This is a genomic window from Pseudomonas sp. VMV1, assembly GCF_056790235.1.
In genome coordinates this window covers 297,347-314,412 of the sequence record NZ_JBXGSE010000003.1, presented here as the reverse complement: position 1 = coordinate 314,412, position 17,066 = coordinate 297,347, and the positions used below count along the sequence as shown (strand labels likewise).

At 51.8% G+C, this 17,066-nt stretch carries 9 protein-coding genes; 8 read left to right on the top strand and 1 reads right to left on the bottom strand.

The features are described 5' to 3' along the window. Positions 1-3 precede the first annotated feature (3 nt). Positions 4-1,140 carry a glycosyltransferase family 4 protein gene (locus tag ACUCV0_RS11455; RefSeq protein ID WP_482212973.1) on the top strand — a complete coding sequence of 379 codons (1,137 nt, stop codon included), beginning with the start codon at positions 4-6 and terminating at the stop codon, positions 1,138-1,140. Positions 1,141-1,148: 8 nt separating this feature from the next. On the opposite strand, the gene ACUCV0_RS11450 is transcribed toward ACUCV0_RS11455, so the two are convergent. After that, positions 1,149-2,255: a glycosyltransferase gene (locus ACUCV0_RS11450; protein ID WP_482212728.1), complete on the bottom strand. Its 1,107-nt coding sequence runs from the start codon at positions 2,253-2,255 to the stop codon at positions 1,149-1,151. Between the two features lie 322 nt (positions 2,256-2,577). Here ACUCV0_RS11450 and ACUCV0_RS11445 point away from each other — a divergent pair, with 322 nt between their 5' ends. The 7 genes from ACUCV0_RS11445 to ACUCV0_RS11415 all read left to right on the top strand — a co-directional run bounded on the left by ACUCV0_RS11445 (position 2,578) and on the right by ACUCV0_RS11415 (position 17,019). Further along, positions 2,578-3,462 carry a cell wall-binding repeat 2 family protein gene (locus tag ACUCV0_RS11445; RefSeq protein WP_482212727.1) on the top strand — a complete coding sequence of 295 codons (885 nt, stop codon included), beginning with the start codon at positions 2,578-2,580 and terminating at the stop codon, positions 3,460-3,462. A gap of 24 nt (positions 3,463-3,486) precedes the next feature. After that, positions 3,487-4,599 (top strand): DUF4214 domain-containing protein, encoded by a 1,113-nt coding sequence (locus ACUCV0_RS11440; protein ID WP_482212726.1) that lies wholly within the window; start codon positions 3,487-3,489, stop codon positions 4,597-4,599. A gap of 107 nt (positions 4,600-4,706) precedes the next feature. Further along, positions 4,707-7,205 (top strand): glycosyltransferase family 2 protein, encoded by a 2,499-nt coding sequence (locus tag ACUCV0_RS11435; RefSeq protein WP_482212725.1) that lies wholly within the window; start codon positions 4,707-4,709, stop codon positions 7,203-7,205. Continuing rightward, positions 7,198-9,573, top strand: coding sequence for a glycosyltransferase family 2 protein (locus ACUCV0_RS11430; protein WP_482212724.1), 2,376 nt, complete (start codon positions 7,198-7,200; stop codon positions 9,571-9,573). The genes ACUCV0_RS11435 and ACUCV0_RS11430 overlap by 8 nt, the downstream gene beginning before the upstream one ends. 117 nt (positions 9,574-9,690) lie before the next feature. Beyond that, entirely contained in the window at positions 9,691-11,799 is a 2,109-nt protein-coding gene (locus ACUCV0_RS11425) for a hypothetical protein (protein WP_482212723.1), read from the top strand. 78 nt (positions 11,800-11,877) lie between these two features. Next, the gene (locus tag ACUCV0_RS11420) at positions 11,878-15,651 is read left to right on the top strand and encodes a glycoside hydrolase family 99-like domain-containing protein (protein ID WP_482212722.1); all 3,774 of its coding nucleotides are present in this window, start codon (positions 11,878-11,880) and stop codon (positions 15,649-15,651) included. Positions 15,652-15,663: 12 nt separating this feature from the next. Further along, entirely contained in the window at positions 15,664-17,019 is a 1,356-nt protein-coding gene (locus ACUCV0_RS11415) for an alginate O-acetyltransferase AlgX-related protein (RefSeq protein ID WP_482212721.1), read from the top strand. Positions 17,020-17,066: the final 47 nt, after the last annotated feature.

The window sequence follows — 17,066 nt, the reverse complement described above, 5'->3', positions numbered from 1 at the left end:
GCATTGAAAGTCGGACTGGGCAGCACGGTCTGGTCTTCTGGGGTAGCCAAGGGGCATCTCGATGGGATCGGCATCTATACCCAGTCCTTGTCCCAAGCGTTCACAAGCCGCTCAGACGTCCGGATTCGTCCCTACACCTTTAGCGTAGACACCCCGCCTCTGGATTGCGGCGTACCTGTCAGCCTGGCACCGCACTTCCCCAAGTTCGTCCTGAAGAACGCGCTGCTGGGTGCTGATCGCCAGGTCGACCAGCACCTGGCGAACGAAGTCGATATCTTCCACGCGCCTGATCATCACATTCCTCGGCTCAAGAATGTGGCGATGGTGGCCAGCGTGATGGACCTGATTCCGCAGATTCATCCCGAGTGGGTCACGCTCAAGCTGCGCAGATTAAAGAACTGGCTGTTCAACCAGAGCGTGGGCTGGGCCGATCAGGTCATCACCATCTCGGAGTACAGCAAGAGAGACATCGTCAGACTGCTGGGCATTGCGGAAGAGCGGGTCCATGTCACGCCACTCGGCGTGGACGGGCACTACTTCAGCCGGCAATCCGACGTTGCGCGCCATGAGGTACTGCGCAAGCATGGTCTGGCGCCTGGCTTTTTCCTCTTCGTCGGCACCCTGCAACCGCGCAAGAATCTTGCGGCTGTTCTCGCGGCTCATGCCCAGCTACCCGAGGCGCTGCGCAAGCGGCATCCCCTGGTCGTGGTTGGTCGCAACGGCTGGCGCGCCGAGACCCTGGTCGAGGAACTGCGTGTTCTGGAAGCTAGAGGGGAAGGTAAATGGCTGGAGTATCTGCCCCAGGATGAAGTCATCGCCTTGCTGCAGAGTGCGGCGGCCCTAGTGTTCATGTCGTTGTTCGAAGGCTTCGGACTGCCAGCCATCGAAGCCTTCGCCGCACGGTGTCCCGTGATCTGCTCCAACACGACGTCGCTGCCGGAAGTGGTGGGCGATGCGGCCTTGCAGGCCGATCCACGCGACTCTAAGGCCATAACCCAGGCCATGCTGGAAGTCCTCGACGATCCCCTGGCTGTTAGCCAGCGCGTGGAAGCAGGCGAGCGTCGCGCTCGCGACTACACCTGGGGCGCCTGCGCTGCTCGGACGCTAGAGGTGTATCGCCTCGCCCTGCAGGGTCGCTAGGCTGCCACTCAGGCCAGGGCCTCGCGATAGACCTCGATAAGCTTGCTGGCCATGATCTCGCTGCGAAAATGCGTCTCGAAGCGTGCCCGGGCTGCTTGACCGTACCGGGAACGTAGCTCGGCATCCTCCCACAGTGTCATCAGTCCCTCGCGCAAAGCCGCAGGCTCCGGTGGCACGCCGATCCCTGTCTGCCCATTGAGATTGATCTCGCTCATGCCCGAGCCGATTTCGCAGCTGAGCATAGGCTTGCCGTACATGGCCGCTTCCAGCAACGCCATGCCAAAGGCCTCGGAACGTAGATGGGAGGGGAAGACGAAGCTCTCACAGCCGGCGTAGAGCGCTGCCAGATCTTCTTCGCTCTGACGTCCCAGGAAATGGCAATTTCTGAGGCCCAGCCGCTCGCACTGCGCACGCAGCGCCTCGCCTTCCGGGCCGGCACCCACGATCGCCAGGGGGTAATCCAGCCCCTGAAGCGCTTCGAGCAATAGATGCAGACCTTTGTAATAGCGCAACACCCCTACGAACAGCAGATAGCGCGGTCCGAGGCGCTGGCGCCAGCTCGCAAGCCGCTGCAGATCTGCCTCCGGATAGCTGGCAGGATCGAGGCCATAGGGAATCACCCGGACCTTGGTGCCCAGACGCTGCAGGGTAGGGCTGGATTGGCGATAGGGTTCGGTGGCCGCGATGACGCAGGTTGCGTTGCCCAGGAAGCGTTGCATCAGGGGCGTATACAGCTTGAGCAGATGGCGTTGCTTGACGATGTCCGAGTGATAGCTCACCACATAGGGTTTGCCGGGTCGCGTCAGCAGCTGCAAGACATCCATGAAAGGCCAGGGGAAATGGAAATGCACCAGGTCGGCAGCGCGGGCTTCCTCGGAGAAGGCTCGAAAAGCGGTCAAGGAGAGACCCGTAGAAGCCAGGTCGACATCCTGTTTGACGCGCCGGACAGGAATGCCATCCACCTCCAGGCACTCCGGGGCAGGATGCTTGCTGAGCGTCAGGATTCGGTGATCGATTCCAAAGCTCCTCGTGGCCAGGCACATCTGGCGAATGACGTGTTCTATTCCGCCATGGGTGTCAGGTAGATAGGTCTTGAAGACATGCAGAATGCGCACGATCGATCTGGGCTCAAAAGAACGCACCCTAGCACAGGTGTCTAGTATGCAGTTTCCGGTTCTAGTGATAGGGATTTCAAACTTGTGGGGCGGCACACCCTTTTTTATGGCTTTTTGCTATCAAAGCCATTGAACTTTTCTACCGAACGGTAGTGGCTGGCATACGAATTGACATTGAGATTTAACGAAATTGGCCTATTCTGACCTCGTCAAGAAGCTGGCGCTGTCACACAAAAGGTGTGATATGGTTGGCACTTGACCAAGGCTCGGATGCACCTATCCGGGACTGCTAAGGAAATCGGTCACGGGCATTATGGATCAAATGGACGATTCACCCTTCACCTTCAAGACTCGGCTGCTCACCCTCGAGCCCGGTATGTATATCGTGAGATACGCATCCCAGGAGATTGCCGAGGAGCCTTGCCTCATCAGCCTGCAGCCTGCCCCCATCGGCAAGAGCTCGGTCGATTTCTTTCCAGGCGAAACCGTCGTCCGTAATACCCTTTCCCGTCTCGGTGACACGCTGATCGTGCGGGTCAAGAACGGCGCTGGAACCCTGCTCATTACCGAATACCAGCGTGCCGATCTGCCGGTGCGCCAGGTCGATCTGCGTGTCGATCGCATCGATACTTCCGCTGACATCATTCGCTCCGAACAGCAGCGCAAGGCTCCGGTCGTGGCCAATAAGGCTCTTAAAGCTGCTGCTCGTGCTGAGCGCCATGGCAGCCCAGTGGTACTCAAGCTGATTGGGCATGTTCAGGCTCAAGGTGATGTGACGGCCGACGAATGGGTGGGTAACCTCGATCAAGAGGCCCGTCTTGAGGGGTTCGCCATCGTCTGGCCCAACAAGCCTCAGGGCGTTGACGTCGCCTATAGCTGCAAGGTCGCCGATGTCCTGCAACCCGCTGTCCTCAGCGGCAATTTCTCGGGCTCGCGCGGCAAGCGCGCACCCATCACCGCGGTGGCCATGGCTCTGGTCGGGCCGCGCCGTGCCGAATACGTTCTGGACGCCCAGGCGGTCTTTGCCGGATGCCCTCCGCAGGACCTCGTGGACGGCCAGGAAGTTACTGCCCAACAGGGGCAGGCCAAGCTAGTTGCTCTACATGTATCGATCACCCCCCGCATCGAGATGAACGCTGCCCGCTACCAGTCTCCCAGGGAAGATCTCACCCAAGCCCCGCTTCATTCCGCGCAAATCACAAATTGACGCGCGACCCAGGAGATTCTTTTCATGCAATACGATGCCGCCATTACCGCTTCTGCTCTGAACACCACCCTGACCTCCAACGCCGCTCTGAGCAGCAGCACTGTCGATGCCATTTCGACCATTCTGAACCTGAGCAACACGACCGCCACCCTGCCGGTTGCAACTTCTACCGGTAGCAATCTGTCGGTCAACTTCGATGCCAGCGGTCAGATCGTCGCTCCGAAAGTGACCTTCTTCAGCGACCTGGGCGCCGCTGGTACTGATGTCACCGTGAGCATTCCCTCGGTTGTCGCCAACAGCTCGGCTATCCTGTTCAACACCTCGGCCAACGTGACTGCCGTCATTGGCAACTCCGCTGCCGTCACCCCGACTGCTGCCGTCGAAGGTTCGGATGCCACTCGCGTTGTCGTGAGCGGTTCGGGCAACGACACCATCACCATCACCGATAACGTCAATACCTTCGTCGATGCTGGCGCTGGCAATGACAAGATCACCACTGCCGGTGGCAATGACACCGTTGTCCTGAACGGCGGCAACAACACTGTCAGCACCGGTGCTGGCAATGATGTGATCTACGCAGGTAACGGCGTCGACAAGATCGATGGCGGCGCGGGCTATGACGTTGTCAACGTCGGCAACCTGGCCAACTACACCGTCTCCGTATCCAACGGCAGCGTCGTGCTGAACAGCACCACCAGCGGTCAAGCAACCCTGACCAACGTTCAGTTCGTCGCCAGCGTCACCGGCAACGAAAGCCTCGCTATCGTCAACTCGCAGGCTGAAGGTATCGCCCTGCGTATGTTTGATGCAGTGCTGGGTCGTGACGCTGATGCCGGCGGCGCGCAGTTCTACACCCAGCAAGTCAACGGTGGTACCAGCCTGTCCACCATCGCTAACAACTTCATCAACTCTGCTGAATACACCGCAGCTCACGGTAGCAATGTGTCTGATGCCAAGTTCATTCAGGACATCTACCAAGGCGCCCTGGGCCGTACCGCCGATGCGGAAGGTCTGGTGTTCTGGGCACAGCAGCTGGTAACCGGTCACACCCGTGCCGACGTAGTTGTGGGGATCGTAGGCTCTGCCGAATCCCAGGCTCACGACACCGGCGTCATCGTGGTCACCGGTCAGGTCTAACAGCGTTTCGCTGACCTGAGACAGGACTTCCGGCCCTAGGGCCGGAAGTCCTTTTTTTAAAACGGCAGTACTCTGATCCACCTGGCTTTTCGCGGAGACCAATGCCCATGAGCCAATCGACACTCATGGAGCACTATCAGGCTCTGCTCCATGCCGGACAGTCAGGCGAGGCTCAAAATTGTCTCGAACTGGCACTTCAAATTCCCGACCAGCGCCCGGTAGCGTTGGTCTCCGCCGGTCTTGCGGCGCTCAATAGAGGCGTGCTGGATCAGGCTTTCCTGGCCTTGGCCGAAGCCAATACCAGTCTGGCCCGGCAGGGCGAAACGGCTGCGTTGCTCGCTCATGTGCTCCTGCAAAAGGGCGAGGCCCAAGCCGCCTACGATTTTCTCGCCGACCCGGCCAATCCTGCCCGTAATACCCCTGCAGTTCGACTATTGCGTTTGCGTGCGCTCATCGCGCTACCGGGCGTCAAACCCGCGCAGCTGGTCGAGCAGCTGCCCTACGTCAATAGCGCCGACGAACTGGCCGTGCTGTTGCAGCAGCTGTCGCCACGGCGCTGGGGACACGTCGAATTCGATCCGGCCAGCCAGGAAATTCGCGGTTGGGCGCTGGATACCCGGCATCCGCAGACCCCGGTCAAGCTCACCTTGAAACTGGGCGATCGCCAACAGATCATCGTCGCCAACCTGCCCAGTCCTTTGCTGGCCAAGGCGGTCAATGGCGGGCGTCATGGTGGCATTCGCATCCGTCTGCCTGCTCCCCTCGGACGTGTGCGCCTGTGTTGGGCGGATGGCAGTGAGGTTCTGGGCAGTCCCCTGGCGGCCGTCGAGCCCTTGCGGCCCATACCGGTTGAAACCCCGGTAGCGTCCATCGAACCGCTCGTGGATGTGCTCATTCCCATCTACCGCGGACGTGAGGCTTCGCTCGCCTGTATCCAGGGCGTGCTCGATAGCCTGGACGCCAACCGGACCCCGATGAACGTAGTGGTGCTGGACGATGAAAGCCCCGAGCCGGAGTTGAGTCAGGCGCTGCGAGAACTGGCCGAGGCGGGCAGGATCGAGCTCTATCGCAGCCCGGCCAACTTGGGCTTCATCCGCAATATGAATCGGGGTATGGCGCTGCATCCCGCACGCGATGTGGTGTGGTTGAACGCTGATGCGCGCGTCTGCGATGACTGGCTGGACAGGCTCCGCGAGGCAGCCTACTCCGCAGCCGATGTAGCCACCGCCACCCCTTTCAGCAATAACGGCGAGCTGCTCAGCTTCCCGGAAAGCCGCAAGAGCCACGTCATGCCCACGCTGGACGAACAGCGTGCCCTGCATCGCCAGGCAGCCAGTGATCTGTCGGCGCCGCCCGAGATCGAGGTGGGTTGTGGCTTCTGCTTCTATATCAAGCGTCGCGCGCTGGAGCAGGTCGGCCTGCTTGACGAGATCCAGCTCAAGCGAGGTTATGGCGAAGAAACCGATTGGTGCCTGAGGGCCAAGGCCCAGGGTTGGCGGCACGTGGCAGCACAGCGAGCTTTCGTTGCCCACCGTGGTGGTGTTTCCTTCGGCGCGGAAAAGCTCGAGCGGGTAGCCTTCAACAACGCCATTCTTCGCTTGCGTTATCCCGGTGCAGAGCGCGCCTTCGAGCGCTTCTATCGTCATGATCCGCTCAAGCCCTACCGCCAGCGCCTGCAGCGCGAGCGACTGGCTGAGCTCGGCGCACAGCTGGTGACAGTCAACATTGGCGCAGCCATCATCGCGGCTGATCGACTGGATCTTCTTACGGCGCTGGGCGGCGACGGGCCTGCCTTTGTACTGGCCTTTCGGCAGACGGACGCCGCGCTGGAGGTCAGCCTTCAGGTTCATGGCCAGGGGTTGCCGGTGCTCCTGGACTATCGTCTACCTGAAGACCTGGAGCAGCTGATCGCAGACCTGCAGCGGTTGCGGCCGAGCGTTCTGGACTACATTCAACCGGAGCGCTGTCCCACCTTGCTGCAGACCCTGGCTGCACGGATCGGGGTACCCTATCGCCTGATCGATCCAGTCGCTGGTGATTCCTCCGAAGCTGCTGGCTTCCACGAGGCAGCTGGCGAGCAGCATCTGACCTTCGCCGCGCTCGCCACCACGTTGCTGATGAGCAATCCCCAAGTTCCTGTTGCGGCGGGCGCACCTTTTGCGTCGCTCGACCAGCCACCCACTCAACGCCTGGGCAATATCCTGATCGCCGATTCCCTGGCCGATCAACGCCTGGCCCAGGCCTGGTTGCAGCTGGTTCGCCTGAGCCGGCGGCAGGGCCTGGCCTGCCGCTTCCTGCTTCTCGAGCGCACGCCCTGGGAAAAGAGCCTGCTCGCCAGCGGTAATGTCAGTCCGTTGATCGAGCTTCCTGGTGTTTCCCGATCTCGGATACCTGCCCTGGCTGGCTGTACCCTGGCCTTGAGTCTCGAGGCCGCACCAGCCAGTGCCTGGTTTGCCCCTCAGATTGCCGGGCATACCGCTTTGCCCCTCTATGCACCCGCAGGTGCGGTCGCGACCGAAGCGGGCGCCCATCCCCTCAGCCTGCTGCCCGCGCCCCTGAATGCCCTGCTAGGCGACGCCCTTCCCGACAGGTTTCTCCATGACTGAACTCTCTCAAGCTCCCGCCCTGGTCACTGTGCAAGGTCAGATTCAAGGCCTTCACGGCAATGTACTGGAGGGCTGGGCCTTCGATCCTGCGCAGCCTGATCTGCGTCTGGCACTGGAGGTCGTCATCGATGGGGCTTTCGTTGCCCTGGTACGTGCGGACACCTATCAGCACGATCCACTGGTTGGTGACGGCTTTCACGGCTTCGCTCTCCAGCTGCAGCCGGCCTGGCTCAGCGGGGCTCGGCGTATCGCCGTGCGGTTGGCCAACGAAGGCCCGTGGATCGGTGAGCCCCTGGAGTTGCCCAGCGAGAAGCCGCGCAAGGCCGAGGCTCAGGTACCGGGCAGTCAGGTCTGGTATGGCGGTGGCCTGGCCGTGGGTGGGTGGGTCTGGGATGACACCACTCCGGGACGTCATGTCGAGGTGAGGGCGCGCCTGGGCGATCAGATCGTCGCCCGTTGCCTGGCCGACCTGCACCATCCCGCACTCATCTATCGCGCTGACGCCGATCATGGCTACAGCCTGGAGCTACCCTGGCAATTCGGGGACGGCGAGCGTCGCGAAGTGCATATCGAGGACGACCAGGGCCGCCCCTTGCAGGGTAGCCCCATCACCGTGTGTTGCCACGCCGAGGGGCTCGGCGCACTGGTAGCCGCCCACTGGCCGGAGCAGGCCGACCCGGCACCTCGCGACCTTCTCATCCGCCTGGCGCGCGATTACGATCAGCGCTGCCCACGTAGCGCCGGCTTCGGTCATTATCCTCAGTGGTTCGCTCATTACCAGCGCGCACCTCAATACCCAGAAGCCGTGACCGGTAGCCGGATCGCCGTTCTGCTCCATGGCGACGCCGGTGAAACCGAGCGGCAGGCTTGCCTGGATAGCCTGAGCCAGCAACGCCTGCGACCCTTCACCCAGGTCTTCGCCGATCCCGCTGATGTGTCTACCTCCTTGCAGTTGCTGCTGGAGGAGGGGGCCGAAGCCGTGCTGCTCCAGCCACTCGATAGTCGGCTGCAGCCTCACGCCCTCGACCAACTTGCGCTGGCTCTGCAACCGAAGGAGGCAGGCAAGCAAGCGGCCTGGGCCTTCGCTGATAGCGATCAGGACGGAGCGGATGGCCAGCGTAGCAACCCCTGGTTCAAGCCGAGCTGGGATCTGGACCTCTACCTGGGCGCCGATCTCTTCACCGCGGGTGCCCTGTTTGGCCGCGGCATCATCCAGCGCGCCGTCCGACTGCTGAATGCAGCGCCCGAGCTGCCGAGCGATCACGAAGGTGTACTCGCCGCCCTTATCCTAGCCACCGAGCAAGACAACCTGGGTGTCGCCCGCGTGACCCAGGTGCTCAGTCATCGCAGTGCCAACAGTCCCGCAACGCCGGCTGCCTGCGATGCCGTCAAGCCGCAGCGTCTAGAGCGCTTGGCCTGGCTGGTGAACAAACTGCGTCCGGGTACCCGTCTGAGCCGCCAGTCCAAATTGCCCGGTGCGCTACGCACCCTCTGGCCATTGCCCGAGCGACTGCCCAAGGTCAGCTTGATCATTCCCACCCGGGATGCCTACAAGCTCCTGCATGCCTGCATGGAAGGTCTGCTGACCCAGACCGACTATCCGGACCTGGAACTCATCATCGTCGACAACCAGACCAGCGATCCCCAGACCCTGGAGTACTTCGACGAACTGAAGACCCGTGGTGTGCGCATCCTGCCGCACCCCTATCCCTTCAACTACGCCACCCTTAACAATGTCGGTGTCGAGTTCGCCACGGGTGAATACATAGGGCTCATCAACAACGACATCGAGATCCTGCATCCCGACTGGCTCAAGGAAATGCTGAGCCTGGCCGTACGTCCCGACGTCGGCGCGGTGGGCGCCAAGCTGCTGTGGAAGAACGACATGGTCCAGCACGCCGGTGTCGTCATTGGCATCAACGGCCTGGCCGCCCACACGGGCAACAACTGGTTGCGCAATGATCCGGGCTACCTGGGCTTCAATCACCTTGTCCGACGTCAGAGCGCCTGCACCACCGCCTGCCTGATCCTGCGTCGTGATCTCTATCTGCAGATCGAGGGCATGGACGAGGTCCGCCACCCTGTCGCCTTCAACGACGTGGACATGTGCCTGCGCATCAATGAGCTCGGCCTGAAGATTCTCTGGACGCCGTTCGCCGAGTTGATTCATGCGGAGTCGGCGAGTAGAGGAAAAGACACCTCCAGAGATAAGGAATCCCGAGCGATTCGCGAACAAAGGATGCTCCTCTCTAGATGGGGCGAGAAGTATCGATTTGATCCTTTTTATAGCTGTAATTTAAATAGTGATTGGGCATTGGGCACATATGCAGGTCTAAATCGACTTAAAAATTTCAGAGCCCAACAATAACTTTCCATCAAAAGTCTCATGTGGATTTAAATAATTATGAATGGAATATGTGTTACAGGTAGTACACAAAAAGTTTTAGATAAATGTTCGAAGATTCTCATGTCGGTGGGAGCCAAAATGGCTGCTGCTACTAAAGGAGCGGATAGAGTTACCGTAAAAAAATGGCACGAAAGTGTTTTACTGAGAAATTCCCCTGATCAGGAGCAGCTCAGCTATCCTGTTTTGGTAGGAAAGATGTGGGAACATCAAGCTTTCGAAATACTCCTGACAAATTATGAGCAACCAGTTTGGCATTGGGCAGAGGAAGGCAGTGCGCTCCTGTTGAACTTTTGGAAAGGCATTGATCATAATCTTCTCTTTTTATTAGTATATACGTCACCTCAAGATTTTTTAAAAGAATTAATATTCCAAAAAAATTATAATAATAAACAACTAGATTTGGCTCTTAGGAAATGGGTGGATCAGACTAATAGTCTAATTGAATTTAAAATAAAAAATGTGAATTCGTCTATCTTTTTGAGCGACATTAGTATTTTCTCCGACAGCAAATCATTTATCACCTTACTGAAATCAAAATGGGATTTGCCGTTGTCTTTAGAAGGCAAGTTCTCACCTCCAGTTACTCATGAGAGAAGCTTGGGGGATTTGTTCTTGGAGAACTATCTGCACAGCTATCCAGAGGTTTTATCTCTCCATGTCAAAGCTTTGGAGTTAATTTGTGCAGAAAACAGTTTAGCCACGCCCTACGATGGACTGAAGGATAAGGAAGAGTTTTTAAATTTTCTCAAAGACAACAGTGCTATTTTCAATAACATTACGCTTTTCCATAATGCGACGACGAAATCGATTGAGGAAGATTTTGGAAACGCTTTTCCGAATCAGACTCTAATCTCGCCAAATGCGTCTGAAGCAGACCAGCACCTTTTCAATACGCCCATAGACTGCAACTCTATGAAGAGCGAAGGATCGCAGCATCCAACTGAAAATGACAATTTCATTAGGAGGTTACACGAAGTGCAAGAGGCGTTGGAGGCCTCATTAGTAGAGACTGAAATTTGCAGGGCTGCGGATCAAGAGGCGAGGATTTCGTTATCGAAGGCATATATAGTTCAAAACTCCTTGAAGTCTGAACTAGAATTGGCCGTTGACGAAAATAAAGAGATAACATCCCACTTGCATTTTGTTCAGGAGCGCTTGGAGAAGAACATATATTTGCAGTCAGAACTAGATTACTACAAAACACGCTTTAGGCGTTTTCTTGTAAAGAATCCTGATTATTGGGAATTTGAAGGCTTCGAGTTAGACAAAAATGATAATGGGCAAAAAAAAGAGTGGAGTTTGCATTTTACTGATGTGTTAATTGGGGAAAGGCTCATCCCCTCACTACACGTCAGGACTTTTTTAGAAGGTAATACTGTAGGTTTCAGTATCGGCCGCGATGAGGCAAAGGCGCCCAAAGCAAATTTAACTCGATGGCCTGTCCGTCATCGGGAGCTGATGGAGCTAACCATTGAGATCAAAGAAGGAAAGTTTTTGGATAGCTCCCAGTCGATTGTTCGAAGTTTCAGCACTTCAGACTGGTTGTTTGTCGGCGAGCTAATAAGAAGATTGATCAGATTTTTGAGCCAGTATAATCAGCCGAAAAAATCCCATTCGGATAACGAAGATAAGGGTATGGTTGATGGGCTCAAGAAAGTGCAAAAAGCTTTGTCAGAATATCCGGCTATATTTAGATTTGACAAAGTTGATATCAAAGTTGACAAGCTGGAAGGCGGCTATAGTTCCTTGGAATTCTGCCTAAATAATGTCTCCCTTTTGGGTAATAATTGGCCGGAATTCAAGTTCTTTTTAAGCACTGTTCACGGTGATAGCGGGAATTTCCATGAAAACCCCAGGCTAGAATTTTATCAAGACTGCCAATCAGTTTTGAAAAGTTGGTTTGCTGAAAGCGTCACAGAGCGAGGGCCAAAGTTGGAATTAAGGTTCGCGTTGCCAAAAGTAATGGATACCAATGTTTGGAATTCCATTAACGACGAGGATCGTTTGTTTTTATCAGCGCTAATAGCGAATTTACCAGACCTAATTCTGGAATCGGGAAAGACCTTATCTAACGATCAGATAAATGGTGCTGGCAATGAAAGCTGGAATCAGTGGATTGAGCTATCAAGGATAGTTCAGTCAATACTAATTAGAAATATTGTTGGCGATAATGCAGTAAAAAACTAACTTCGGTGGGCTTTGAGATTCGTCAGATATGAAAATCTCGCCTGCAAAATTTTAACGGTTTATTAGGCTGAAATTTGAATGGAACATAAGACGATTTTGTCACTTGCTAACGATAATTTTCGAGCAGGAAAATACGAAGAAGCTATACGCCTGTATAATCAAGCAAAGCTTCAAAATGAAAGTTTAGCCAAAATTGTAGAATTTAATATAGATCTATCGAAAAGAAGAATAAAGAAGCAGATATTTCCTCGGGAGACAGCACAAGAAAAGCTGTTCAAGAAAGTAGCTAGTAGTCGGCCCGCTATACTGGAAGCCATACGCTCCGCGATCCAAAGTAAAAAACTAACTCTAGAGGTATTAAGAAGAACCGTTGGAGCTGATGATAGTTTCCGAGATGAAATCTATAAAGCCGTTTATCCCGATATCGAAGAAGCTGTGAGAGGTGAGGAATTTGATTCGGCTTATCAGCATTATGAAATGTTCGGAAAAGCTGAGGAAAGGATACACTCATTTAATAGCTACCTTAAAAAGGTGCAAGTCGATATAGAGGTTTTGAATAAAAAATTCGATCAGTTTAAGTCTCTATTTAGCAATGAGCTATGGCCGAATACGGCTGTCGATAGCAATGCATTCAATGTTACGCCAATTCCTTTTTATTTAAATAACTCTAGTAATATCGATTTCGCTAGCGCCGGAAGAAAGATTTCCATCGCCGTACACTTGCATCTGTACTATGTTGATATGCTTGACGAGATGATTAACCACTTGGATAGCATACCGGATACTTTTGACCTATTTGTATCAACGCCGCACTCTATAAATGAGAAAGACATAGTTTTCTTACTGGAAAATAATATTGAAAACTTAGGTAGCGTAGTTATTAAAAGGGTGCCTAATAAAGGAAGAGACCTAGGGCCCTTTATAATAGAATTTGGAGAGAGTTTGCAGTTCTATGATGCTGTCTGCCACGTTCATACCAAAAAAAGTGAACACACCAGCCAGCTCCAAGCATGGGGTCGTGACATTCTAAACAGCCTTCTTGGAACAAAAGAAAGCGTCGAAAAGATTCTGGCATTGTTGAAAACCGGTGCCAAGTTTATCTACCCAGAAGGACAGGATCATTATATTAAAGATCCCACCGGGTGGGCCGGGAATTATCAGATAGCGAAGGACCTACTAGCTAGCCACTTCGAGCTAGATATAGCTAATTTTCCCGCGGTAGAGTTTCCAGAAGGCTCAATGTTCTGGGCCAGTGGGGAAGCTATATCGCCTTTTCTAAACATGCCTTTAGAATGGGCTGACTTCCAAAATGAACCAATTCCAACGGATGGTACCTTAGCGCATGCGCTGGAAAGAATAATATTGATTAGCGGAGGGTCTGCTGTCGGTAAAATATTTAAGTTGATGAAAAATGACTACCTAGACGGTAAGTTATTCTTTGAGCCCCAGAAGAACTATCAAGATAGAATAAAAGAAAAAGATATAAAAATATTATCTTTCTACCTGCCACAATTCCATCCTATTCCCGAAAACGATGAGTGGCATGGTAAAGGTTTTACAGAATGGACTAAGGTCTCTGCATCCACTCCTTTATTCAAAGGGCATTATCAACAGCATATACCGCATCCTGATATAGGATACTATCTACTAGATTCGCCGGTAACTCTCCAAAAGCAAGCCATGCTAATGGATAATGCAGGCGTTTACGGGCAAATTTTCTATCATTATTGGTTTTCGGGAAAGCTTATCCTCGAAGAGCCCGCGCAGATGCTGCTGGAAAATTCCAGTATTGATATGCCATTTTGCTTCTGCTGGGCAAATGAGAACTGGACTAAAAGATGGGACGGCAACGAATCAGAAGTTCTACTTTCGCAGACTTATTCGCGTGAAGACGCTAGGGCATTTATTACTTATCTAATACCGTTCTTTAAAGATCCAAGGTACGTTAAAGTAGATGGTCGTCCATTATTATACGTTTATAGGCCATCTTCTATTCCGGATCCGCAAGAATATATCGAAGTATGGGGTGAGATCTGCAGGTTACACGGAGTAAATGTCCCGTACGTCACGGCAATATTAACGAGAGGAGCTCAGGATCCGCGGGACTATGGAATGGATGGTGCTCTGGAAAGAGTTTTGCATGACTGGACTGATGGAAATGTCAAAGAAATAAAAGATGAGCTCCAGCATTTTTGGCCGGTAAATGGTAGCGTTATAAAATACGCCGATGTGGCTGATTATTACGTTGGTCAAAATGAAGCGAAGAACTTCGAGTACTTTAGAAGCCTTGTCCCTATGTGGGATAATACTGCCAGGTATGGTACAGAAGCTCATATTGTTCATGATAGCACTCCGGAAAAATTTCAATATTGGCTGGAAAATTCCATCGAATATACGAAAGCGCATCTACCTAAAGACCGACAAATAGTTGTTATCAATGCTTGGAACGAATGGGCGGAAGGTGCTCATCTTGAGCCTGATACATGCTTTGGCTACGCCTATCTCAACTCGATTGGTCGTGCACTATCTCGAATTAGCTATCAAGATATTGAGGATAGCTGTACTGCTCACAAAAAAAACATGGTCATAGAGCTAGACATTCCGGATTATATAATAAATAACCTCTGTGCAGATAGTTTCTTAAAACTCAAATTCTTCCGCCACCTAGCGGAGTCTATCAAACAGCTCAAAAGCAAAATAGTAGTTAAAAACAAAGCCGTATTTGATGAGCTAAAGAGCTTAAGATGCTCGATTGTAAGGGTTAGTGATACGGATGCAGATATTACCCTTCAATTTCGCAAAATAGCGTTAGTAGGTGAGACCTGTCTTGCAGCTATGGAAAGTGCGCACCTTAGATTTCCTGGTGCGGTTATTATCGCTAACGAATACGGGAAAGCTCAAAAATTACAAGAGTATAAGGGGCACGACTCTGTTGCCCCTGAGAGCGCCTATGATAACTCGTTGATTTTGATCCCCAAAGAAAGGACATCAAAGAGCTTTAAAATTGCACACAGAGCAAGGACATTTGTAACTCAACCTTCAGTTGTAAATAGTCCATACGAAGTCACAACCATAATAAGATTTCATAAAAATGACAGATTTAATGAACTAAAAAACTCTTTGCTGAGTCTTGCGGCAGTACACTCTTGTATCGTAAGGCCAATTATCTGCGCTCAAGACCTATCAGCTGATCAGTTTAAAGCGCTTTCAGAAATTTGTTCGAGTTTCGACTACAAGTCATACAGCAAAGTAGAAGTTATCAAATTCTTCTCCAAAAACAAGGCTGGAGACATCAGATCGAAATTGTTATTTGATGGCCTACATGCTGCTAAAACTGAATATGTAGCATTTCTAGATCATGATGATCTTATGCTTACAGACTCATACTCTTACCTGATTGGGCGGATGGTCAAGACCGGTAAAGCCGTGAGTTTTGGTCGCGTATACGATACTACGTATGAGTCCAATACAGAGAAGTTACTTAAAAGAAATAAGACCTATGAGTATGGTTATAGTTATGAAGAGTTCTTAGAGGTTAATCATGCCCCTTTACACAGTTTCCTGATAAATAAGAATAAGATTGACCTTTCGTCACTTGCGCATTTTGAGGATCAAAAATTCATGGAGGATTACTATATGACCTTGCAGATGTTTGGCCGGGATAATACAGACTGGGCTTCTCTAAGAGAAAATTTTTACGTAGGAGACTATGTTCACTGCATAGACAGGACTCACACGCTAGCCATTTCCGACGATAAATCTAGAAATGCTGTATTGAAAAATTCGGAATATGAGAAGTGCGAGCAGCGAGTACTCGACCTGAAAAAAAGAATTACAAGTCGAAATTTGTAAGCGAGGAATGTTATGGATAGGGCGTATAAATTTGTACCGCAAAAAAAGGATTGTTTTAGTGGGCCAGTTAAGGCTTGGAACATTGAAGAGCCGGAAGTTCAGTTTTTGAGCTCTGATGCTAGTCTTGTTATAAGTGGTTGGGTAGTTGGCCACTCATCTATTCCAGAAGTTGTAGTGAAAATTTCAGGGCTAGATTACCGAGCCTCGGTGGATCTCAGCAGACCTGACGTTTCAAAGGCTGTATTCGGGGAGAGTACTGAGCAGCCTGACGAGAATCACCTTTATGGCTTCCGGATTGACACCGGTTTGGCGCTTAACTCGGTCATTTCTTTCGAGCTAGGTTTTGTGGCCGAAAACGGAGTTTTTTGGCTAGGTACATACATCTTTGAAGAAAATACAAAAGTTCTTAAAGGTAAAGATGAGTGGCTATTTTTAGAGAACGATACTAACGATAGTGTTGGTCAGTACACGGGGCGCGTTGAAATAGCATTCGATGAGCGGAGTGCTTGGAAGCTTCACTTAGCTACATTAGAAAATTTATCAGCAGCTGAAGGATTTAGCTGGTCTTTTCTGATCTCCCCGGCAAAGGAATATGTGCTGCGCGATTACTATCCCTACGATATTGCTAAAAATAATGTTCCTGCGCAGTTTTTGGAGATGTTCGATGGCAATAGAAAGATAATCTATCCAATTAAAATTCTTACAGATAACAAAGAGTTTGCTTATTGGAGGGGAGATACTCACTGGACCGATTACGGTGCTTATCTCGCTTTTAAAGAAGTAATAAAAAGCTTTGATTTAGACCTTTCTGAGTTTGAAAGTAAAAATGAAATACAGTACCAGATTATAAGTGCCGAAGGAGATCTTTCAGAAAAGCTAACTCCGCCAAAAATTTTTCCTAACATTAAGTTGGCAAGTACTTTAAGATACAAAAATATGGTTTATGATAATTGTGTTAGGTATGGTGGTAATATAGCAATATACGAAAATGAAAGCCCAGTAAGTCAATCAACGATTGTTATCTTTGGAAGTTCCTCTAGCTACGTTTTGGGCCACTATTTAAGTTTGTATTTTAAGCGCGTTATTAGGGTTCATTCAGCGGCGTCCGTAGATCTTGAGATTTTGAAGCTCGAACGCCCTGAATATGTGTTGCTGCAATCTAACTCAAGGTTTCTTATAACGGCGCCAGAGAGCATTGGCAACTATTCAGTTAGGCTTGTTATATCTGAAAAACTTAATAGCCTTGGGAATATTGAGTTAGGAAAGCTTAGTGAAGATTTGAAGCATTATAATTCGAATGTAAAGTTTGAACATATGAATTCATATAGCTCGATGACTGAAATGCTCCATAAACATGGAGATTTGTAACCCATAGCGGTTATCGAGCCGCTCGGTGTTATAAACTGATTAAGTCT